The organism is Mesorhizobium sp. P2_E7 (assembly GCF_056403855.1).
This window is the reverse complement of the sequence record NZ_JBFUER010000001.1, coordinates 188328-208855: the sequence shown is the minus strand read 5'-3', so window position 1 is coordinate 208855 and position 20528 is coordinate 188328. Positions and strand designations below refer to the sequence as shown.

Annotated in this window: 18 protein-coding genes and 1 pseudogene; 2 read left to right on the top strand and 17 right to left on the bottom strand. The window is 63.8% G+C overall.

The window, feature by feature from the left end; genetic code table 11:
• Nucleotides 1-24 precede the first annotated feature (24 nt).
• The 8 genes from AC1DYC_RS01050 to AC1DYC_RS01015 form a co-directional block, all read right to left on the bottom strand.
• Entirely contained in the window at nt 25-762 is a 738-nt protein-coding gene (locus tag AC1DYC_RS01050; protein ID WP_477403218.1) for a hypothetical protein, read from the bottom strand.
• A 108-nt stretch (nt 763-870) separates the two neighbouring features.
• Complete coding sequence (locus tag AC1DYC_RS01045; protein ID WP_477403216.1) at nt 871-1401, bottom strand: SRPBCC family protein; 531 nt, start codon at nt 1399-1401, stop codon at nt 871-873.
• Nucleotides 1398-1853, bottom strand: a complete 456-nt coding sequence (locus tag AC1DYC_RS01040) for an ArsR/SmtB family transcription factor (RefSeq protein WP_477408108.1) — start codon at nt 1851-1853, stop codon at nt 1398-1400. Before AC1DYC_RS01040 ends, AC1DYC_RS01045 begins: the two co-directional genes overlap by 4 nt.
• Before the next feature lie 370 nt (nt 1854-2223).
• The gene (gene minE / locus AC1DYC_RS01035) at nt 2224-2496 is read right to left on the bottom strand and encodes a cell division topological specificity factor MinE (RefSeq protein WP_112560940.1); all 273 of its coding nucleotides are present in this window, start codon (nt 2494-2496) and stop codon (nt 2224-2226) included.
• On the bottom strand, nt 2493-3308 hold the full coding sequence (minD, locus tag AC1DYC_RS01030) for a septum site-determining protein MinD (protein WP_029869303.1): 816 nt from the start codon (nt 3306-3308) through the stop codon (nt 2493-2495). The genes minE and minD overlap by 4 nt, the downstream gene beginning before the upstream one ends.
• Before the next feature lie 60 nt (nt 3309-3368).
• On the bottom strand, nt 3369-4190 hold the full coding sequence (minC, locus tag AC1DYC_RS01025) for a septum site-determining protein MinC (RefSeq protein WP_477403214.1): 822 nt from the start codon (nt 4188-4190) through the stop codon (nt 3369-3371).
• A 264-nt stretch (nt 4191-4454) separates the two neighbouring features.
• Nucleotides 4455-7829: an adenylate/guanylate cyclase domain-containing protein gene (locus AC1DYC_RS01020; RefSeq protein WP_477403212.1), complete on the bottom strand. Its 3375-nt coding sequence runs from the start codon at nt 7827-7829 to the stop codon at nt 4455-4457.
• A gap of 232 nt (nt 7830-8061) precedes the next feature.
• Nucleotides 8062-8217 (bottom strand): hypothetical protein, encoded by a 156-nt coding sequence (locus AC1DYC_RS01015; RefSeq protein ID WP_477408334.1) that lies wholly within the window; start codon nt 8215-8217, stop codon nt 8062-8064.
• A 345-nt stretch (nt 8218-8562) separates the two neighbouring features.
• Here AC1DYC_RS01015 and AC1DYC_RS01010 point away from each other — a divergent pair, with 345 nt between their 5' ends.
• On the top strand, nt 8563-9093 hold the full coding sequence (locus AC1DYC_RS01010; RefSeq protein WP_477403210.1) for a FecR domain-containing protein: 531 nt from the start codon (nt 8563-8565) through the stop codon (nt 9091-9093).
• Nucleotides 9094-9139: 46 nt separating this feature from the next.
• The gene (locus tag AC1DYC_RS01005; RefSeq protein ID WP_477408106.1) at nt 9140-11008 is read left to right on the top strand and encodes a CHASE2 domain-containing protein; all 1869 of its coding nucleotides are present in this window, start codon (nt 9140-9142) and stop codon (nt 11006-11008) included.
• A gap of 68 nt (nt 11009-11076) precedes the next feature.
• On the opposite strand, the pseudogene AC1DYC_RS01000 reads toward AC1DYC_RS01005, so the two are convergent.
• The 9 genes and pseudogenes from AC1DYC_RS01000 to AC1DYC_RS00960 form a co-directional block, all read right to left on the bottom strand.
• A pseudogene (locus AC1DYC_RS01000) lies at nt 11077-11399 on the bottom strand (DUF2934 domain-containing protein).
• Nucleotides 11400-11503: 104 nt separating this feature from the next.
• The gene (locus AC1DYC_RS00995; RefSeq protein ID WP_477403208.1) at nt 11504-12106 is read right to left on the bottom strand and encodes a BA14K family protein; all 603 of its coding nucleotides are present in this window, start codon (nt 12104-12106) and stop codon (nt 11504-11506) included.
• A 121-nt stretch (nt 12107-12227) separates the two neighbouring features.
• Nucleotides 12228-12749 carry a DoxX family protein gene (locus tag AC1DYC_RS00990; RefSeq protein WP_477403206.1) on the bottom strand — a complete coding sequence of 174 codons (522 nt, stop codon included), beginning with the start codon at nt 12747-12749 and terminating at the stop codon, nt 12228-12230.
• Nucleotides 12750-13162: 413 nt separating this feature from the next.
• Nucleotides 13163-13642 carry a tetratricopeptide repeat protein gene (locus AC1DYC_RS00985; RefSeq protein WP_477403204.1) on the bottom strand — a complete coding sequence of 160 codons (480 nt, stop codon included), beginning with the start codon at nt 13640-13642 and terminating at the stop codon, nt 13163-13165.
• A gap of 31 nt (nt 13643-13673) precedes the next feature.
• The gene (locus AC1DYC_RS00980) at nt 13674-14645 is read right to left on the bottom strand and encodes an MBL fold metallo-hydrolase (RefSeq protein WP_477403202.1); all 972 of its coding nucleotides are present in this window, start codon (nt 14643-14645) and stop codon (nt 13674-13676) included.
• 125 nt (nt 14646-14770) lie between these two features.
• Nucleotides 14771-14992 (bottom strand): DUF680 domain-containing protein, encoded by a 222-nt coding sequence (locus tag AC1DYC_RS00975; RefSeq protein ID WP_477403200.1) that lies wholly within the window; start codon nt 14990-14992, stop codon nt 14771-14773.
• Between the two features lie 46 nt (nt 14993-15038).
• Nucleotides 15039-15278 (bottom strand): DUF680 domain-containing protein, encoded by a 240-nt coding sequence (locus AC1DYC_RS00970; RefSeq protein ID WP_477403199.1) that lies wholly within the window; start codon nt 15276-15278, stop codon nt 15039-15041.
• Between the two features lie 196 nt (nt 15279-15474).
• Nucleotides 15475-19284 carry a methionine synthase gene (gene metH / locus AC1DYC_RS00965; RefSeq protein WP_477403197.1) on the bottom strand — a complete coding sequence of 1270 codons (3810 nt, stop codon included), beginning with the start codon at nt 19282-19284 and terminating at the stop codon, nt 15475-15477.
• A gap of 128 nt (nt 19285-19412) precedes the next feature.
• Nucleotides 19413-20453, bottom strand: coding sequence for a GDP-mannose 4,6-dehydratase (locus AC1DYC_RS00960; RefSeq protein WP_477403195.1), 1041 nt, complete (start codon nt 20451-20453; stop codon nt 19413-19415).
• Nucleotides 20454-20528 lie beyond the last annotated feature (75 nt).

Genomic DNA, 20528 nt, shown 5'->3' with positions numbered 1-20528 from the left:
TCCCCTGGCGCGGGGACGTGGCGGTCAGTGGTGGTCCATATCCATTTGGTCTGTCAGGCAAAGGACATCGCGGTAGGCGCAGAGATCGTCGATGAGCGGCTTTTCGTCGGCCAGTATTTTCGCCCTCTCCGTCTCGCCGACGAGCTGGATCATGTAGCTCTGCTCGGCGTTGCCTTGCCTGTCGATGAAGGGATTGAGCAGGCTGGAAGGATTGGCGAGGTCCGGCGCCGCGCCGATATCCTCATTGGTGATGCCGGCGGCATAGAACATCAGATGCGGCATCGGCATGGTGTGAACCTGCATGTCGGGCGGGCCGATGGTGCGCATGACTGGACCCACCATGTAGGACAGGCCTGCCTTGTCGGGCGTTTTGTAGGTCTTGTTGTCGTAGCGCTTCTGGATTTCGGCCTTCAGCGCGGCAGCGTCCATGCCCTCGGCGCGAAGCTTGGCCGCATCCATGATCACCTTGAGATAGGTGCTGGTGCCGGCGGCGTCGTAGCAGAGGGGAAAATAGATGTCGTTGCGGAAGTCGCCGAGTTCCCAGGCAGTGCGCTCGACAATACAGGTCAGAGCACTCGTGCCTTGCCGGGCAAGCTGATAGCCCTTCGCGGGATCGAGCAGGTAGACCGAGGCCTTGTCGCGCAATGGCGACGGCAAGGCGCTGAGCGCATAGCGGGTTTCGAGTTGGGTCGGCATCCGGTCGATGGTCGTGTCGGCTGCCCGGGCTGCCGACTGGCCGGCAAGACCGATTGTTATAGCCAAGCCAATTCTTCTGAATGCACGCATTGTCTCTCTCCAATGTTGGGACGTGTTTCATCGGTCCTCGCGCCGGCATCCGGCGCGAGGTCAGGCAGAAATGCTTAGGTTAGGTCAGGCCGGCAGGCGCTGGTCGTAGTCGGTCATGAGACGGTTCCAGCCGTCCCAGAACGTTTCCGGCTTCTCGCCCGTCATGCGGGCCGCCAGAATATCGAGATGTATGTGCCAGCCGGCGGCATGCATCAGCAGGCTCGAGCGGTCGGGCAGGCGGCGGTGAATAACGGTGAGCAGGACATCGTCGCCGCGCTGCGCCAATTCGAACGAGACATTGCCGCTGCCGCTCCAGGTGATGGTGAGCTTGCGCGGCGGGTCGTATTCGACAATGCGGCTCTGCATCCGGTGCTCATCACCGAAGCCGGCCGGCCTTTCGCCGGGCGGGTCGGTGAGCTCGTCATTGCGCCAGACGAGTTCGAAGGACGAACCTTCCCCCTCCTCCATTTCGCCGGCGGCCATCCACTGGCGGCGCAGATCGCTCTGTGTCAGATATTCCCAGACGCGCTCCCTGGTTCCGGGCAAAAGCCGTTCGATCCTCAAAGTGGCGGGTTGGATCAACTGGCCGTAGCCGTCGAAGTTCATCTGGTTCATTGGTCGTCTCCCTCGGATGATGTTGGCTTAGGCGATGTTGGCTTGGGTGATGTCGGTCGGGGTGATTCAGGCTTGGATGATTCTGGTTTTGCCGGTGCCGGCGTCGTCTGCGCTGTCGGCGTTTTGCGCTCCTCGCGCAAAAGCTGTTCGAGGACATCGAGGCGGCTGTTCCAGAAACGCGCGTATTGGGCGAGCCACTCATAGGCGGTGGCCAGCGGACGCGCCTCGAGGCGGCAAACATGGGTGCGGCCGCGCACTTCGCGCCGGATCAGCCCGGCATGCTCCAGCGCCTTGATGTGCTTGGAGGCGGCGGCCAGCGACATGGCAAAGGGTTCGGCCAGCTGGCTCACCGTGCGCTCGCCGCCGGCGAGGCTGTTGATCATGTTGCGGCGCGTGGCGTCGCTAAGGGCGTGAAAAACCTGGTCCATCTGGGGCGTCTCTAATTCAACCATGTAGTTGAATATAGACGCACGCTTTTGGATAGTCAACCGTTTGGTTGAATGTTTTTTTGGGACGTTGATGGGTTTAGGTTCCTCGCCCCCACGAAGGTGGGGGAGAGGTGGCTCGGGCGAAGCCCGAGACGGAGAGGGGGAATGGCGCGGCTTGAACGAATTCAGAGGGAACCGCCAGCGCCGCAAGCCCCCTCTCCGTCCGCTTCGCGGACACCTCTCCCCCGCTTTGCGGGGGCGAGGAACCCAAGTCCTGGAAGGTCACGCAGACCCCCACCCCGATCCGCTTTGCGGATCGAGTTACCGGGGCGAGCCACGGGTCTCGCCCGTCCTTCGGACCCCCACAAGGGGGGAGATCAGCAGCGTCAGCCCCTCACCCAGCCATCGCCAGCGGCACTGGGCTCTTGTTGGGGATCTGGATATCGATCTCCAGCGTCGACATGGTCTCGCCGCGGTCCATCGAGACTTGCAGATAGTCCTGGTCGATCTGCACATGCTTGGCGATGACCGCCATGATCTCCTCGCGCAGGATGGAGACCAGGTCGGGCTGGCTGCGGTTGCGGCGCTCATAGGCGAGTAGCACTTGCAGCCGTTCGCGCGCCACCGGCGCGCTGGTGCGCCGCTTGAAGATGTCGAGCAGGTTCATGCCGCCCTCCTTCCCAACAGACGGTCGAGGAAGCCCTTGCGTTCGAAGGGCACAATGACCGGCAGCTGTTCTCCCTCGAGCCGCTTTGCGGCATCGATGTAAGCCTTGGCGGCGGCATTGAGCGGCTCCGACAGCGTCACCGGCGAACCGAGGTTGGAGGCCCTGAGCACATCCTGGCTCTCCGGGATGATACCGAGCAGCGGCGTCGAGAGAATCTCCAGCACATCGTCGATCGACAGCATTTCGCCGCGCGCGGCACGTGCCGCATCGTAGCGCGTGACCAGCACATGCTTGGCGATCTGCTCGCCCTGTTCGGCGCGCAAGGTGCGGGCATCGAGCAGGCCGATGATGCGATCGGAATCGCGCACCGAGCTCACTTCCGGGTTGGTGACGATGACCGCCTCGTCGGCAAAGCGCATGGCGAGCTGCGCGCCGCGCTCGATGCCGGCCGGGCTGTCGCAGAAGACGTAGTCGAAGACCGAGCGCAGCTTGCCGATGACCTCGGCCACGCCCTCCTCGGTCAGCGCGTCCTTGTCACGCGTCTGCGAGGCCGGCAGCAGGAACAGCGTCTCGACCCGCTTGTCGCGGATCAGCGCCTGCGACAGTTTTGCCGAGCCCTGGATGACGTTGACGAGGTCGAACACGACGCGCCGTTCGGCGCCCATGATCAAATCGAGATTGCGCAAGCCGACGTCGAAGTCGACCAGCGCCACCTTCTTGCCGGTCTTGGCGACCGCCGCCCCCAGAGCCGCGGTCGAGGTCGTCTTGCCGACGCCCCCCTTGCCCGAGGTGACCACCACTACCTTGCCCATCGAAAAAGCCTCCGTTGTTGTCGTTATGTCGTCGGTCGGGCGCGAGCCGCGCCCGCCGCATTAGCTGAAAGGGGCGATGCGCAGCATGCCGTTGTCGAGAAATGCCTGCACAGGCTTGCCCCGGACTGACGGGTCCATCTCCTCGGCGGTGCAATACCAGCCGTCCACCGACAGAAGCTCGGCCTCGTTCCTGCGGCAGAAGACGCGGGCCGCCGTGTTCCCTTGAGCGCCCGCCGAAGCGCGGCCGCGCAGCGTGCCGTAGACATGGATCGAGCCGGTGGCGACGATTTCGGAGCCGGAAGCGACCGAGCCCAGCACGATGACATCGCCATGCGGATGAAAGATGAGCTGCCCCGAACGGATCGGCGAGCGGATCATCAACGTGCCCGCGTCCGGTGCGCCGGACTTGGCGTCCTGCGGCAGCGCCTTGGCCTCGCCCGCAGGCTTCAGATCCGCCTTCAAATCACTTGCTGCCTTGAGATCAGCGGCTGGCTTGTCGCCTGACGCAGTGGCATCCTCCGCCCTGCCCGCCTTGCGGCTCGGCTGCAGCAGGCCGTCGGTCGTCGCCTCCTTGGCGCCGACCAGCACCGGCGGCAGATGCGCGCCAAGCTCGGCGCCGCCGTCGAGTTCCATGGCATAGACGCGAATGCCGCGCTGGCCAAGCACGCCGATCAGCGCTTCGATGGCCACGACATCGGGCTTCAGCATGTTCAGATCGAGCACCACCGGGCGCCCGGCAAAATAGCCCGGCGAATTGCCGATCCAGCGATCCAGGCTCTCCAACCAAACATCCAAAGGCGCCTCCGGCGTCAGCGTGAAAGCGACGAAGGAGCGGGCGCGAAAGCGAATGGATTTGGCCTCGAGGGGAGCGGCAAAGGTCACGGCGGGCGATTCCTTACTGAGAGGTAAACGCTAGCCGTGGTATGGTTAATGAAAGGTTAACGGGCGGGGGAGCCCGCGTGAAATCGGAGGGTTGGCTAGACGCCAGTTTCGGACGCCAACCGGCGACACATTGTACGTCTTGATACGGGCCGGAAGCGGAATAACCGCTTTTGGGCTGATTGAACTGAAAGCCGACCTTCGCGCCCAGCACATCGGCGGCTGTTTTGCGCCTGGACCGGACATTGCATGGCAGCATGTGCGTCATCATGCCCGTAGCTTGTCGAGCAAGGTCTTAGCCTCTTTCAAATCGACCGTGTCGAAGCCTTCGGTGAACCAGCCGTAGGTCGGCGCGAGCAGGTCGTGCGCCTCGGCGCGCTTGCCCTGTTCGGCCAAAAGGCGCGCAAGCGATGTGGCGGCGCGCAGCTCCCAGGATTTGGCACCTTGCTTGCGAGACCGTTCGATCGCTTGGCGGAACGAGATTTCAGCCTCCTGGCAATCGCTTGGTTCCGCGGCAGCCAATATAGCACCTCGGAGCCGCAGCAATTCGGCGTCGCACCACTGCTCGCGGGTCCGGCTCACCTGGTCGAGAGCCCGATCGATCAGGCGCACGCCGTCCGACGCGCGATTGACACTCCCGAGCACCTCCCCGAGGAATCCCATCGTGTACGCCTGCGTCACTTGCGTTCCGGCGGCCTGCATCCGGGCCAGGCTATCCTCAATTTGGGCGATCGCTCGCTCCTTCTGGCCCTGCTTCGCCGAGAGCCATCCCTTCTGCTGGGCGGCCATGGAAACCCAGAAGGGATACGCCTGCTCGGTCGCGAAAGTGAGCGCACGGTCGATCCGCTCCTCGGCTTCGGCCACCTCGCGTCGGAAAATTCGTAACCACGCTGCCCATACCAGCACGTAAGCGCGGCTGAAGGGGTGCGCCAATCGCTCGGCCAAGACAAGGGCGTCTTCCATCCGGGTCAGCGCCTGGTCGGGGTAGCCGAGGTGCCAAAGCACAGCTGACCCACGACATAAGCAAATCGGTCCGGGATCCTGGCCGTAGAGGGCGAGATGAGCTCGATGTCGCTGTGGGCGATACGCTTCGGAAGCCAGCTCTAGATGTTTCCGTGCCTCCCTGAAGTCGCCGCGCCAAGAACAGCTGACCCCCCGAGCATAATGGGCTTCGACCACCCACACGGGATCGATACTCTGCAGGGCAAGGTCGAGAAGCCGTCCGCTCAGCTCGTGCGCCGCCGTGAGTTCGGCGCGCGTGGCCGAGTAGATGGCCAGGCCGAGCAGAACCGGGAAGACAACCGCATCTTCTGGCATCACCTCGCAAAGGCGGCGCGCGCGAGAATAAATCGGCTCGACCTCGGCATTTGCGTAGCCATTCTTGGCGGTGAGCACGCGGCCCAGCACCGTTAGCGCTGCGAGCTCCCGTCGCTTGCGCTCCGGGCCCGCGGGGAGCGTTTCGATTAAGTTCAGCGCTTTCTGCAGATGGCTCTGGGCCTCATCGTTGGCCGAACGGTCGTTGGCGCTCTCTCCCGCGCGCTGCCAATAGCTGATGGCCTGAAGGGAGAGGCCTGCAGCCGTATAGTGCTGAGCCACGATCTCGGGCTCGTGTTCGACGACCTCGCCGAAATGCTGCTCGAGCGCGTGGGCGATCCGGGTGTGCAGCTGCTGGCGGCGACTGCGCAGCAAGGTGGAATAGGCGGCATCTCCCACCAATGCGTGCTTGAAGATGTACGTCGCGTGCGGCGGCCGACCGCGCGCGATCACGAGTTCGGCGCTGATTAGTTGGTCGAGTGCGCCATGCAGTTCCCGTTCCTCGCGCTGCGCGACCGCCACCAGCAGCTCATAAGAAAATTCGCGGCCGATGGCGGCGCCAATCTGCGCGAGCTCCCGCGCTGGCGTCATTAGCCGATCGAGCCGCGCCAGCAGAGAATCCTGCAGGGTTGCAGGGATCGCCAACGGTGGCAGTGGGCCCGAGAGTGCGTAACGGTCGCCTTCATCGGTCAGCACGTCAGATTCAATTACGGCCTTGGTCACCTCCTCGAGGAACAGGGGCACGCCGTCTGTCTTGGCCACCATCTGCTCGAGCAACCCGCCCGGCAGCGCCTTGCCCCCGGTCAACCGCTCCACCAGGGCCGCGCCCTGTCGGCGGCTTAGGCGGTTCAGCGTGAGCGAGGTGACCTGCGGGTGGTCGATCCACCGCGGCTCGAACTCAGGGCGGAAACTGAAGATCGCCAATACTGCAAGGCGGGGGATCTGCTGGACCAATCGGTCGAGAAGTTCTAGCGAAGTTGGATCAATCCAGTGGATATCCTCGAAAACCATCAGCACGGGCTGGCGGGCCGCTAAGCCAATAAGCTGCCGGGCCAGAGCATCGAGGATCAGCTCCTTCTGGCGCTGAGGGCTGAGGTTCAGGGGTGCGTAGCGGCTGCCTACCGGAAGCGAAAGAAACGCCGACAACAAAGGGGCGACTTCCCGGACCTTGTCTGTGGACCGTGCCAAGAGACGCTCTAGCTTGTCGAGTTTTACGCTCGGCGAATCGTCTGGATGGAAGCCAGCCGCACGGGTGAGCTGGATAATCGACGGGCGAAGGGCGCTATTTGCGTGGAACGGCGAGCACTGGCAGCGGATGCGGATGTGCGGCCGGTCCCGCAGGCGCTCGCGGAGCGCCTGAATCAGGTGCGACTTGCCGATGCCGGGCTCGCCGGAGAGCAGGACCACCTGCCCCTCGCCGGACGCGGCCTTGCCCCAGAGCTCCGCAAGCAGAGCAAGCTCGTGCTCGCGCCCAACTGTGGGGGCGAGGCCGCTCGTCGCGCGCGCTTCGAACCGGGTCTCGGCGGTACTCTCGCGAAGCACGCGCCACGCGCGGATCGGGGCGTCGAACCCTTTCAGGTCGTGCAGGCCCAGGTCGGCGAACTCGAACAGCCCACCGAGTAGTTGGCGCGTCGCGAGCGGGATCACAATCTGGCCGGGCGCCGCCAATGCTTGCAGCCGAGCCGCTAAGTTTGGCGACTTGCCGACCACCGCTTCCTCCTGCGCCGCTCCCTCGCCGATGAGGTCGCCCACCACCACCAGCCCCGTTGCGATGCCGACACGTATCGCCAGCGCCGCTTGTGCCGGGGTCGCGAGCCTTGCGATCGAATCAACGACCGCCAGCCCCGCGCGCACGGCTCGCTCTGCGTCGTCCTCATGCGCTTTCGGATAGCCAAAATACACCAGCACGCCGTCGCCCATGTATTTAGCCACAAACCCGCCAAAGCGACGCACGGCCTCGGCAACGCACTTCTGATAGGCCGCAATCACCTCACGCAAATCCTCAGGGTCCATTCGCGCGGAGAGTGCAGTCGAGCCGACAAGGTCCGAGAACATCACGGTGACCTGGCGGCGCTCGGCGGTGTCTTTCGCGGCGTTGTCGATTGCCTGAGGCGCATCGGATAACAGCGATGTTGGTGCGCTTACTTGAGCGCGCAAGGCTGCGATGGCGTCGAGCAGCTTACGACGATGTCCGACAAATCCGACACCAAGATCCTTCAAGTCCTCGGGCGTCAACCTCGGCAGGACCGTGTCGTCGATCTTATTCTCGCGGAAGGAGGCCTCATACTGTTCAAGGCCAAGCCTCCGCAGCCAACCTCCGACGTCCATGGTGGCGCCCCTGGCTTGCCTACCCACGCATGATCCACCAGGGGAGACAGCCTGTCTAGGACCGCGTTTTGAATGTTTGGGTCAAACCCGAACATCATGCCGCCTGAGCCCAATGCCTGCTTTCGGGATACGACGAAGGAGCCATCAGTGGCGGACATGAGGCGCATTGCTGTCATTCGCAATTACAGAGAATGAACGCCTTCAATGGTGTATCGCTATTGCGACCACCTCCTCAATGCCGCTTGAAATACTGCACCTCCCGCTCATGCTTCTCCGCCGCTTCGCGGTTGTCAAACGCGCCGAGATTGCGCCTCTTCCCAGTCTTTTTGTCCGGTGGCGGCGCGGTCGGTGCCCAGGCGGCTTCGTCTCCCGACATGCCGGTGCGCACGGACCAGTTCCTCGACTGAGAACGTCGGTGCCGGCAATCTCCTTTGTTTGCGGCAGGGCTTCGTCGGCCGTCAGCGGCAAAGCGGCTTCCCGGTGGATCTCCATCGCGTTCTGGTGCAGTGGCGCTTGTGGTCGCCATGGCGGCTCCCTCACCTGCCCGGCGAACGCGACCGGCCTGCCGAACATGCTTAACGCCGGAGCAACTTGTCGTGTTACGATTGCCGGTCGGCATCCTTCAAGCCAACGCGGCTGCAAGTGCCGGCTCGTGAATATACTGCCAAACATGCGGGCAACTGACGGCATACGATTTTCCAGCCGCAGAGTTTCGCAAAGCGAGGTGACGTTGATGAGCGCAAGGGGCCGATTTTTCCGTAGCCTGGTGGCTGTCCTGTTTGCCGGTGTATTCTGGGTGGATGCCGCCCATGCGCAGGATGCAGGGTGTACGCTCGAGCCGGTGGCCGGTACGTCCCGACAGATTCTGAGATGTCGGGAAGGCCTTGCCGTCATTGTCGAAGGTGGCGCTCGTTTTACGCTGGAGGATCGCGATCGAAACGGCAGTCCCGACGCGGTCAGGTTGCGGCGCAAGGCGCTGCTGCTCGATGCGCCGGCCGGCGCGGTCCAGGGTGGCTTCGCGGTTATCACCCCGCAGGCGATCGCCGCGGTGCGCGGCACAAAATGGGCAGTCGACGTCGGCAGCGGCAAGACGTCTGTTTTCGTCCTGAGAGGTCGCGTCGCCGTGCAACGGCCGGCATCCACCGCCGTCGTGGTCCTCGCACCGGGGGATGGCGTGGACGTCGAGGCCGGGACAGGCAAACTCATCGTCAAGCGCTGGCCCGCCAAGCGCGTTTCCGCATTGCTGGCCCGTTTCGGCCAGTGAGCTTGGCCAGTGAGCTTGCCCAATGAGCTTGCCCAATGAGCTTGCCATGAGCCGACGAGGGCTTCCGACGCTGATCGCGGTCATTCTGGCGGGTCTTTGGGGCGCCGGCCTGGGCTTCGCGCACTGGCACGGCAATTTCTGGTTTCTCGATCGCGTCGAGGCAACGATGACCGATCTTCGAACGCTTGTTCGAGGAACGGCAAAGCCGCCGGAGCTGATCACCATTGTTGCAATAGACGATGAAACGGTGCGGCGCGAAGGCAGCTATCCCCTCAGCCGCGCCACGCTTGCCCGGATCATCGATACGATCGAGCCGCTCGGGCCGAAAGCCATTGCGCTCGACCTGCTGCTGGTCGACCCCGGGGCAAAGGACGCTGACGAGGCGCTCGCGCATTCGCTGAGCAGGAGCAGAAGCGTAATCGCCGCAGCGGCGATCTACCCCGGAGGCAAACAATGGACGATGGCCGCGGGCGAAGGCCCCCTCGCCCGCGTGCCGAATGCCGAGCGGTTCCTGTGGCCCCTGAAACCGTTTTCGGACGCCGCCGCTATCGGCGTCGTGAACGTGGTCACCGACAGGACGGGAACGCCCCGGTTCGTGCCGTTGCTGTTTCGGGCCGGAGATCAGTTGCAAGCGTCCTTCTCCTTGCGTGTTGCCGCCATGGCGGCGGGAGAGGATCCTGGAATTGCGCCCGATGATCTATCGCTGGACGGACGGTCGATCCGTACGGACATTGGTCACATCCTGCCGCTGACATTCTATGGCCCGCGCGGCACGATCCGCACGATCAGCGCCGCGACGGTGCTGGCGGGCCAATTCGATCCCGGCGCTATCCGGGGCCGAATTGTCTTGATAGGAGCGACCGCAACCGGCACCGGCGATGTCTTCCCGACGCCGTTCGATCCCATACTGCCGGGCGTCGAGGTCATGTCGACGGCGATTGCCCATCTGATGACCGGCGACGGAATCGTGCGCGACCAGAACGTTCGCCTTGCAGACGCGGGCGTTGCAGTGGCGCTGCCCATGCTTCTTGTCGGCCTGTTGGCGTGGCGCCGAAACGCCATCGGCCTCGCGGCGGTCGCCGGCGTGGTCGTGATCTGGTTGGTGGTCAACATGACCGCTTTCCTTCACCATATCTGGCTGAGCGCCGCGCTGCCGATGACCGCTGCCGTTCCGCCGGCAATCCTCTTTGGGGCAGCGCAGCTTTGGCTGGGCAGGAGCCGGGCCCAATATTTCGCCACGCAGAGCCAATTGCTTCAACGCGTTGAAGCCCCAGGGCTGGGGGCATGGCTCGCCAAGCATGGCGACTTCCTTTCGGAACCCGTCCGGACAGAAGCCGCCATCCTGTTCATCGACCTGTCCGGCTTCACCGGACTGAGTGAAACATTGGGACCGAGCGCCACGCGCGAACTCCTGAACAATTTTCACGCGTTGGTGGACGATGAAGTGACAAGTTGTGGTGGCGTTGTCACGAGTTTCATGGGTGACGGCGCCATGATCCTGTTCGGCCTGCCGGAACCGGCGACAGACGACGCCTTCAATGCTGCGCGCTGTTGTGTCGGGCTCTCCAGCCGCACCAACGATTGGCTTGCCTCGTTGCCTGCGTCGACCGCATCCCGGATCGGCTTCAAGATTGGAGCGCATCATGGAACAATCGTGGCCTCTCGACTCGGCGGCGAAGGGCATCAGCACATCGCGGCCATCGGCGACACCGTCAACGTTGCAAGTCGCTTGATGGAGATCGCTGCCGACCAGAATGCCGAAGTGGCGGTGAGTTACGAAATGCTTGAGGTCGCCGGTCGCGACTGCGCGTTGGTCAAATCCGGTGCTTTAAGAGGACCTGTGGAGACCCAGATCCGTGGGCGATCCAGCTCGCTCGCAATCTGGCTTTGGCAGAGTGCCCGGGCGCCGCAGTAGATCCGGCCCCGTGATCAATGGCGCGCCATCCATCCCTTCGGCAAGCTCTGGCGCCGTGAGGCCCCCGATCAAGACGTGCGCCGCCCTTTCCCCTTGAGGCTCCGCGCTGCCTGCTCAACCGCGGCGCGGTCGGCGCCAAGGCGGTCGATCAGCTCCTGCGCCTCGTCGCCCGATATGCCGGTGCGCACGGCCAGTTCCTCGACGGTCAGGACGTCGGTGCTGGCGATCTCGCGGGTTTGCGGCAGGGCGTCGTCGGCGGTCAACGGCAATGCGGCTCCCCGTCGATTTCGGCCTCGGCCCGGTGCCAGTGATGCTCGGGGTCGCCACCGCCTTCGCGCTCCCAGATCTGGTATGCGCGCTTCTGGATCTTCTCGTGCCGTTCGTCACCCATCGTCGTTCCTCCCTGGTGTCAGGGAAGAACGCCGCGATGATGAGATTGATCCAAAGAATTTGCGTGATCGAAATGGCCAGGGATCGCACGCGATTCAAGCAACCCTACTCGCACTGGCGCCTTGGCCCGCCGGAATAGGGCTGGTAGCTGTTGTCCTCGGGACGGTAGGAGCGGTAGCGGCTGAAGCAGGATTCGACGTGGTCGTCCGAAAGGTCCGCTGTTGCCACCAGAGGGCCGGCGCCAACATAGCTGACTTCGGAGGGTTGCTGCGCGCCTTGGTCGGCGGCGCTGGTTTCAAGATAGGGCGAGACGCAGGGTCGCTGCTGTCCGCTGTAGGACATGTAGCTGTTGTCGTCAGGATTGTACGAGCGGTAGCGGTCCGCGCACCAGCTGACATGGGCAGCCGGCAGCCTGGCCTGCTGCTCGCCTGCATCGGGCGCCACCGCGCCTGTGGTCGGGTCCGGCGACTGCATCCTGGCGGAGGCGTCGGGCGCCGCGGGTTGCGCGGCGGCCACGCGCTCCAGCCCTGGCGCGGCCTTGTCCACCTTCTGTGCGTCCTTGGTCCACAATTGCGAGACACTGTCGGCGGGCCTAGCCTCCTGCACGGGCTTGGCGACAATCAGCCAGGCGGCGAAAGCCAGCCCGCTGGCAAAGACCGCAAGGGTCAGGATGAAGCCTGCCATCAGTGCCAAAACCGCTTTCATCACACACTCCTTGCGCCCCAGCTAATAGAATGCGGAGCATCGGGACTGGTTCCAGCAAGCAAGCATTTGGCAAAGGCCGGCACTGGAGCGGCAGACGATGCGCAAGGCAGCGGGCCAAGGTGCCTCAAACCGGCAACGTCACTCGCACCGTCATGTCGTTCTCGGCCGCCAGCAGTGCGGCCACCATCTCCTTGTCGCGCTGGCGCTGCTGCAGATGGAGGGTCACCAGCCGGTCCAGCGAGAAGGCGCCGGCGCCTGCAATGGCCAGCACGAACATGCCGCCTGATATGGCCAGATCCTTTTCGAAGTGCAGCAGCTCGTTCTGGCTGGCGAGGTTGGTGTGGAACAGCAGCGCGGTCGCCAGACAAAACAGGCCAAGACCGATGGCGCCGAGGCTGGTGAGCAGGCCGGATGCAATGCTGAGCCCTGCGCCGAGTTGCAGCGCGAGCGTGGCGATGAACAGCGGCAGGCCGATGCCTTGGGCTGCCATCGCCTTGGCGGCGGCGTCGAAATGGGTGGCCAGCGTCAGGCCTTCGTGCAGGAAGAGCACGGACAGCAGCAGGCGGGCGGCGAGAAGGGTAATGTCTCTGGCGTGGTACTTTGCGGCAAGCGTGTGCAGCTTCGCGGCGTGGTCGGTGAGTGTCATGGTCTGGCTCCGGATTTTGGGTGCAGGCAGGCGCCGCGCGCTTGGTGGGGCGCGCAGGATCTGCGCTGGAAGTGGGTGATGTCCGAGGGCCGGAGCCGGCCTGAGGGAAGCATGCCGGCTCCGGCTTTTTGGGCGCCGGCCACGGACGCCCAAACTGGGGTGGGATGGGGTGGGTTGGGTTGAGGTCGGCGCCAAGGCCCCCCACTCCGTCTCGGCTTCGCCGAGCCACCTCTCCCCCCGCTCCGCGGAGGGAGAGGAAATGCTAACCGCCACGGTCGCTGCCTTGAAAGGCTTGGCATTTCCTCTCCCCCATGGACAGGGGGGAGAGGTGGCCGCGAAGCGGACGGAGTGGGGGCTGGCTCCGCTATATGCGATTGCCCCGTTCCGCGCAGGGAGAGGAAATGCCCCCGGCCCTACTGCGTCACCTTTGTATCGATTGCCTTCCGCAAATCCTCGAGTTCCTCGCAGCCGGCCGGGCACAGCTTTTGCAGCGAGGCCAGCTGTTCGTTGGCCTTGGCCATGTCGCCGGTTTCGACAAAGAGCTCGCCCAGATATTCGCGGGCGGCCTTGTGGTCGGGCTTCAGCTCCAGCGCCTTGTTGTAGTAGGTCAGCGCGGTGGTGAAATCCCCGGTCTTGCGCAGCGTGAAGCCGAGCAGATTGTAGACGTCGGCCTGCTGGTTGTCCTGCGCGAGATCGCGCAGGTCTGCCAGCGCGCCCTTGTAGTCCTTGACGGCGATCTTGGCCTGGATGGCGGTGAGGTCGGGCGCGTCAGTGCCCTCGATGTCGTCGACGGCAAAGGCCGGCATGACGGTCGCCGCGGGAACCACGGTCAGCACGGCAATGGCGCCGAGCAGGCCGAACAGGGCATGCTTGCCCAGATAGGATTTTCTCATTGTCTTTCTCGCTTGGATCTGAGTTGCCCGTTCAAATTTGAACGGGAGTGAAGCCATAGGCATTGCCGTCTTTCACGAAGACGCCGGTGCCCGGGAACGGGAAGTGCGACCCGGAAATGCGGATGTTGTCGGCAATCACCCGATCGATGATCTTGTGGCGGGTGGCGATCGCCGTCGGCCCGTCCTGGTCGTAGCTGCCCTGCCACTCCGGATGCGGCGCCAGAAGAGCCGGCACATACATGGTGTCGGCCGAGATCATCAGCTGCTCCTTGCCGGAATTGGCGAGGTAGACCGAATGGCCCGGCGTATGGCCGGGGGCGGCGATGATCTGGATGCCGGGCACCACTTCGGCGCCGTCCTCGACCAGCTTCCAGTTCTTCCATTTCGGAAAATTTTCGGCGATGCGCTTGCCCGCCGGCTTGCGTCCCTCGGGCAGCTTGGCCAGCCGGCCGGGGTCGGTCCACCAGTTGTATTCGGTGGCGTTGACGATCAGCTCGGCATTGGGGAACACCGGCGCATTGGTGCCCTTCTCCATCAGGCCCCAGACATGGTCGGGATGGAAATGCGAGATCATGATGGTGTCGATCGCCTTGTAGTCGATGCCGGCGGCGGCCATGTTGGCCGGCAGATGCGTGGCGTTGGTCTGCCACTGGCCAACGCCCGAGCCGGCATCCATCATGATCAGCTTGCCGTTCATTTTGAGCACGACGACGGTGAGCGGGATCGGCATGAATTCGGTGGTCAGCCCCGCCTTGGCGAGCGCTGCCTTGGTGTCGTCGACCGAGACGCCCTTAATGAAGGCCGGGTCATGGGGCTTGCGCCAAATGCCGTCATAGATGGCGGTGACCTCGATATCGCCGACCTTGTATTTGTAGAAGCCGATCGACGGCTCGACCGGCGTTTCGGCGAAGGCCGGCCTGGTGAATTCGAGCTTGCCGGCAAGACCAAAGGCCGTTGCGGCGAGCGTGGTTCCAAGCAATGTGCGACGTGTCATGCTGAACATGGTGATTTCCTCTTGTGAGTGGCGTCTGAAGTCGCGGAAGAGATGACGGAGAGCCAAGCCCCTGGCTCCCCGTCCTGCTGCGGTCGAGGCGGCGCCGTCGGGATGCGGCGCCGGCGCTCGTGAACTCAGTTGCCCCAGATGCCCTGGCCCGGTTCGTCCGCAGCAGATTTCGTTGTCGCCTTCATGCCGTGGCGGACCATGTCTGGCTTGGCGGTGGCAGCGGTGTAGGTGTTGTCGATGGTCGCAGCCGTCTGGCTGGTGGTGCGCGGGCGGTGATGATGGCTGCCGGCAAAGGCGCTGCTTGTGGCAACCAGAATGGCGGTTGCGGTGAGAGCGATGTTCTTCATGTCGATGGTTCCTGATCGGTCAATGTCGGGGTTGGGTCCGGAGCGCTTAGCGGCCCCAGATGCTGTCGCGGTTGTGCTGGTCAATGATGTCCTGCACCGAGCCCTGCTTCGGCCCCGTCGTCACCTTGGTGTCGACGCCGTTCTGGTGTGCTGTGTAGGGAATTGACGCAGTGGCGTCGGTGTCGACGGCAGGCTGGTTGGCCTTGTTGGTGAAGTGGTCGCTGCCGGCAAAGGCAGCGCTCGAGGCAAGCAGCATCGCAGCCACGCTGAAAGCGAGCTTGGTCATGTCCAAAATTCCTTGTTTCGTTTCTTTGGGTCGCGGGCTGGAATGGCCCCGCTGATAACAAGACCCGGAAGGGCCGTGCTTTATTCCCCGGTGCGGTGAGATTTTTGGAGGGAGAGAAATTAGGCGGCGGTCGAGCAGACGCTGCGCCGGATCAGGCGCGCTTGCGCCTTGGCAGTTTCGTCAAACCGTCAGGGCGCTACTCCGCCGCCTCTGCGTAGTCCACGGGCACATAATTGAGGATCGGGCCAAGCCAGCGCTCGACCTCGGCCAAAGGCATGTCCTTGCGGCGGGCATAATCCTCGACCTGGTCACGTTCGACCTTGGCGACGCCGAAATAATAGCTTTCGGGATGGGCGAGATAGAGGCCGGAGACCGACGAGCCCGGCCACATCGCGTAGCTCTCGGTCAGGCTGACGCCGGCGTTGCCCTCGCCGTCGAGCAACCGGAACAGCGTCGCCTTCTCGGTATGGTCGGGCTGCGCGGGATAGCCGGGCGCCGGGCGGATGCCGCGATAGGGTTCGCCGATCAGTTCGTCGGGCGCCAGATTCTCGTCGGCCGCATAGCCCCAGAATTCCTTGCGCACCTTCTCGTGCATGCGCTCGGCAAAAGCTTCGGCGAAGCGGTCGGCCAGCGCCTTGACCATGATCGAGGAGTAATCGTCATTGGCGCGCTCGAAGCGCTCGGCGATCGCCACTTCCTCGATGCCTGCGGTGACGATGAAGCCGCCGATATAGTCGGGCTTGCCGCTGTCTGCGGGCGCGACGAAATCCGACAGCGCGACATTGGCCTTGCCGTCGCGCTTGGTCAGTTGCTGGCGCAGCGTGAAGAAGGTCGCCAGCTCCTGCGAGCGCTTCTCGTCGGTGAACAGCCTGATGTCGTCGCCGATAGCGTTGGCCGGCCAGAAGCCGATGACGCCACGCGGCGCGAACCATTTTTCCGCGATGATTTTCTGCAGCATCGCCTGCGCATCCTCGAACAGCTGGCGCGCGGCGGGGCCCTGCGCCTCGTCCTCGAGGATCTTGGGGTAGCGGCCCTTCAGCTCCCAGGTCTGGAAGAACGGCGTCCAGTCGATGTAGCGCGAGAGTTCGGTCAGGTCCCAATTGTCGAAAACCTTCACGCCGGTGAAGGACGGCTTCGGCGGCTGGTAGGCAGACCAGTCGATCTTGTGCGCATTGGCCCTCGCTTTGGCGAGCGGCAGCCGCTGCTTGTCGGCTTCCGAGCGGGCATGCGCGTCGGCGACCTTCTTGTACTCGGCCCGCACCGCGTCGACATAGCCGGCCTTGCCGTCATTCGACAGCAGCGCCGATACCACGCCGACCGCGCGGCTGGCGTCGGCGACATAGACCGTCTGCCCCTTGGCGTAGCGCGGGTGGATCTTCACCGCCGTGTGCACGCGGCTGGTCGTGGCGCCGCCGATCAGCAGCGGGATATCAAACCCCTCGCGCTCCATCTCGGCGGCCATGTGCGCCATCTCGTCCAGCGACGGCGTGATCAGGCCGGACAGGCCGATGATGTCGACATTGTGCTCGCGCGCCGTCTGCAGGATTTTTGCCGCCGGCACCATGACGCCGAGATCGATGATCTCGTAGTTGTTGCAGGCTAGCACGACGCCGACGATGTTCTTGCCGATGTCATGGACATCGCCCTTCACCGTCGCCATCAGGATTTTTCCCGCCGTCTGACGCTCGCCATTGTCGATGCCGTTGGCGGCGTTGGCCAGTTTTTCCGCCTCCATATGCGGCAGCAATCCGGCCACCGCCTGCTTCATCACCCGCGCCGATTTCACCACTTGCGGCAGGAACATTTTTCCCGCGCCGAACAGATCGCCGACGACATTCATGCCGGCCATCAGCGGGCCTTCGATGACATGCAGCGGACGCTCGGCTGCCAGCCGCGCTTCCTCGGTGTCGGCGTCGATGAATTCGGTAATGCCGTTGACCAGCGCATGCGAAATGCGTCCTTCGACCGGCAGCTCGCGCCAGGCGAGATCGCGCTCCTTGCCTTCCTTGCCGGCTGCGCCCTTGAAGCGTTCGGCGATCTCCAGCATGCGCTCGGTGGCAGTGCCGCCAGCCCTGGGCGCGCGGTTGAGCACGACATCCTCGCAGGCCTCGCGCAGCTCCGGCTCGATCGTGTCGTAGACGGCCAATTGGCCGGCATTGACGATGCCCATATCCATGCCGCGCTGGATGGCATGGTAGAGGAACACGGCGTGCATGGCCTCGCGCACCGGCTCGTTGCCGCGGAACGAGAAGGACAGGTTCGAGACGCCGCCCGAGATATGGACATGCGGCAGCGTCGCAGTGATGTCGCCGGCGGCCTCGATGAAATCGACGCCGTAATTGTCATGCTCCTCGATGCCGGTGGCGACCGCGAAGACATTGGGGTCGAAGACGATGTCCTCCGGCGGGAAACCGGCCTGTTCGGTCAAGAGCTTGTAGGCGCGGGTGCAGATCTCGACCTTGCGCGCCTTGGTGTCGGCCTGACCGGCCTCGTCGAAGGCCATGACGACCACCGCCGCGCCATAGGCGCGTACCAGCCTGGCATGATGCAGGAACGCTTCCTCGCCTTCCTTCATCGAGATGGAGTTGACCAGCGGCTTGCCCTGCACGCATTTCAAGCCGGCCTCGATGATCTCCCATTTCGAACTGTCGACCATCACCGGGACGCGGGCGATATCAGGCTCGGCCGCGATCAAATTGAGATACTCGACCATCGCCTTCTTCGAATCGATCAGGCCTTCATCCATGTTGATGTCGATGATCAGGGCGCCACTGGCGACCTGGTCGCGCGCCACGTCGAGCGCGGGAACATAGTCGCCCGCCGTGATCAGTTTTTGGAACTTGGCTGATCCAGTGACGTTGGTGCGTTCGCCGACATTGACGAAGGGAATCTCGTCGGTCAGCGTGAACGGCTCCAGCCCGGACAAGCGCATCTTGCGCTCGATTTCGGGAATGGCGCGCGGCGGATATTTTTTGACCGCCTCGGCAATCGCCCGGATGTGGTCCGGCGTCGAGCCGCAGCAGCCGCCAACGACGTTGACCAGCCCTTCCCGCGCGAAATCCTCGATCTGCGCGGCCATGAAGTCCGGGCTCTCGTCATACCTACCGAATTCATTGGGCAGGCCGGCATTCGGATAGGCGCAGACGAAGGTGTCTGCGGCGCCGGATATTTCGGCCAGATGCGCGCGCATGGCGTTGGCGCCGAGCGCACAGTTGAGACCGATGGTGAAAGGGCTGGCATGGCGCACCGAGTGCCAGAAGGCGGTCGGAGTCTGGCCCGACAGGGTGCGGCCGGAAAGATCGGTGATGGTGCCGGAAATCATCACCGGCAGGCGCACGCCCTTTTCGAGAAAGATCTCGTTGCAGGCAAAGATCGCCGCCTTGGCGTTCAGCGTGTCGAAGATGGTCTCGATCAGGATGATGTCGGCGCCGCCGTCGATCAGGCCGCGCAGCTGCTCGCCATAGGCCAGGCGAAGATCGTCGAAAGTGACGGCGCGATAGCCGGGATTGTTGACGTCGGGCGACATCGAGGCGGTGCGGTTGGTCGGCCCGAGCGCGCCGGCGACGAAACGGCGCTTGCCGTCTTCCTGCTCGGCGCGAATGGCGGCGCGCCGCACCAGCCGCGCACCGTCGCGGTTCAGCGCATAGACCGCGTCCTCCATGCCGTAATCGGCCTGGGCGATCGAGGTCGAGGAGAAGGTGTTGGTCTCGAGGATATCGGCACCGGCGATGGCGTACTGATAGTGGATCTCCTCGATCGCGGCGGGCTGGGTCAGGATCAGGAGGTCGTTGTTGCCCTGCTGGTGGCAGGCGCAGCCGGCAAAGGCCTCGCCGCGAAACTGCTCCTCGTCGAAACCGAGGCCCTGGATCTGCGTGCCCATGGCGCCGTCGAGGATGAGGATACGCTCACGCGCCGCCGCGGTGAGAGCTGCAAGCACTTCGGAACCGTCGGGCGTAGCCGCGACGGGGCCGAACAAAACGTCCAGCGGTGCAGTATTCTGCGACATTTTTTATCCTTGGGGCGACAGTCAAACCCAAGTCACATAAAGACATCTTTATGTCAACATACGCCTTTCAGATGCGCATGTCACGCCCTTTGCGAGAGCGCCGCCCTGTCGTCGGTTCCACCGTTGCGCTAGAGCCCGGCAACAGCGCTGCCTGACATCCGCCTCCTGTCGGCTTCGACCATTTCTTCCGCCAGTTGCTCCAGCCGAACCGTGGGATGCCAATCCAGGTCACGACGGGCTCGGGAGGCGTCGCCGGTCAGAAGGTTGATTTCGGCTGGCCTGTAAAACGCCGGATCGACGGAGACGACCGTCTTGCCGGTGGCGCGATCGATGGCGCGTTCGCCGGTTCCCTCCCCCAGCCAGTCAAGGAAGATGCCGGACGCATTGGCGGCGAAGCCGATGAAATCGCGCACCGAATGGGCGGTGCCCGTGGCAACGACAAAATCCGCGGGGCTTGGCAATTGCAGCATTTTCCACATGGCGCCGACATAGTCCCGGGCGTGACCCCAATCGCGCTTTGCGTCGAGGTTGCCGACACGCAGCGGCGCCTCCCAGTCGAGCGCGTATCGCGCCAGGCCGACCGAGACCTTGCGGGTCAGGAACTCGGCGCCGCGAAGCGGAGATTCGTGGTTGAACAGGATGCCGCTTGAGCAATGCAGCCCGAAGGCCTCCCGGTAATTGACCACCGCCCAATGCGCGAAAAGCTTGGCGGTGCCATAGGGGTTGCGCGGGTGGAACGGGGTGTTTTCGGACTGCGGGACATGTTCAGCGTTGCCGAACATTTCCGAGCTGGACGCCTGGTAGAACCGCGCTTCCGGCACGATCGTCCTAACGCATTCGAGCAGCCGCAAGGGGCCGATCCCCACGACTTCGGACGTATAGATCGGCTGGCGGACAGAGTCGCCGACGAAGCTTTGCCCTGCAAGGTTATAGATCTCATCCGGTCGAACGCTTTCCAACACGGCGCGAATGTTGGAGTCTTCGGTCAGTTCCATCGGCATAAGTTCGATGTCGTCGACGATGTGCAATTCCTGCAGGCGCCAGGTGCTTATCGCGGATGTGCTGCGGATCGTGCCGACAACACGGTAGCCCTTTTGCAGCAGAAGCCTTGCGAGGTAGGCTCCGTCCTGCCCCGTTACACCCGTCAGCAGCGCTGTCTTTTGTCGCAAGGTTCGCCCCGAATGTGAAGGAAGCACGCCTATCAGAAGTTCATCGATCTATGGCAGCCTGTCACTCGAACACAC

Excerpts from the sequence above, each read along its gene's own strand:
- AC1DYC_RS01045 (WP_477403216.1), bottom strand. The coding sequence starts at position 1,401 with ATGAACCAGATGAACTTCGACGGCTACGGCCAGTTGATCCAACCCGCC.
- AC1DYC_RS01040 (WP_477408108.1), bottom strand. The coding sequence starts at position 1,853 with ATGGTTGAATTAGAGACGCCCCAGATGGACCAGGTTTTTCACGCCCTT.
- minE (WP_112560940.1), bottom strand. The coding sequence starts at position 2,496 with ATGAACCTGCTCGACATCTTCAAGCGGCGCACCAGCGCGCCGGTGGCG.
- minD (WP_029869303.1), bottom strand. The coding sequence starts at position 3,308 with ATGGGCAAGGTAGTGGTGGTCACCTCGGGCAAGGGGGGCGTCGGCAAG.
- AC1DYC_RS01020 (WP_477403212.1), bottom strand. The coding sequence starts at position 7,829 with ATGGACGTCGGAGGTTGGCTGCGGAGGCTTGGCCTTGAACAGTATGAG.
- AC1DYC_RS01010 (WP_477403210.1), top strand. The coding sequence starts at position 8,563 with ATGAGCGCAAGGGGCCGATTTTTCCGTAGCCTGGTGGCTGTCCTGTTT.
- AC1DYC_RS01005 (WP_477408106.1), top strand. The coding sequence starts at position 9,140 with ATGAGCCGACGAGGGCTTCCGACGCTGATCGCGGTCATTCTGGCGGGT.
- AC1DYC_RS00990 (WP_477403206.1), bottom strand. The coding sequence starts at position 12,749 with ATGACACTCACCGACCACGCCGCGAAGCTGCACACGCTTGCCGCAAAG.
- AC1DYC_RS00985 (WP_477403204.1), bottom strand. The coding sequence starts at position 13,642 with ATGAGAAAATCCTATCTGGGCAAGCATGCCCTGTTCGGCCTGCTCGGC.
- AC1DYC_RS00980 (WP_477403202.1), bottom strand. The coding sequence starts at position 14,645 with ATGTTCAGCATGACACGTCGCACATTGCTTGGAACCACGCTCGCCGCA.
- AC1DYC_RS00975 (WP_477403200.1), bottom strand. The coding sequence starts at position 14,992 with ATGAAGAACATCGCTCTCACCGCAACCGCCATTCTGGTTGCCACAAGC.
- AC1DYC_RS00970 (WP_477403199.1), bottom strand. The coding sequence starts at position 15,278 with ATGACCAAGCTCGCTTTCAGCGTGGCTGCGATGCTGCTTGCCTCGAGC.
- metH (WP_477403197.1), bottom strand. The coding sequence starts at position 19,284 with ATGTCGCAGAATACTGCACCGCTGGACGTTTTGTTCGGCCCCGTCGCG.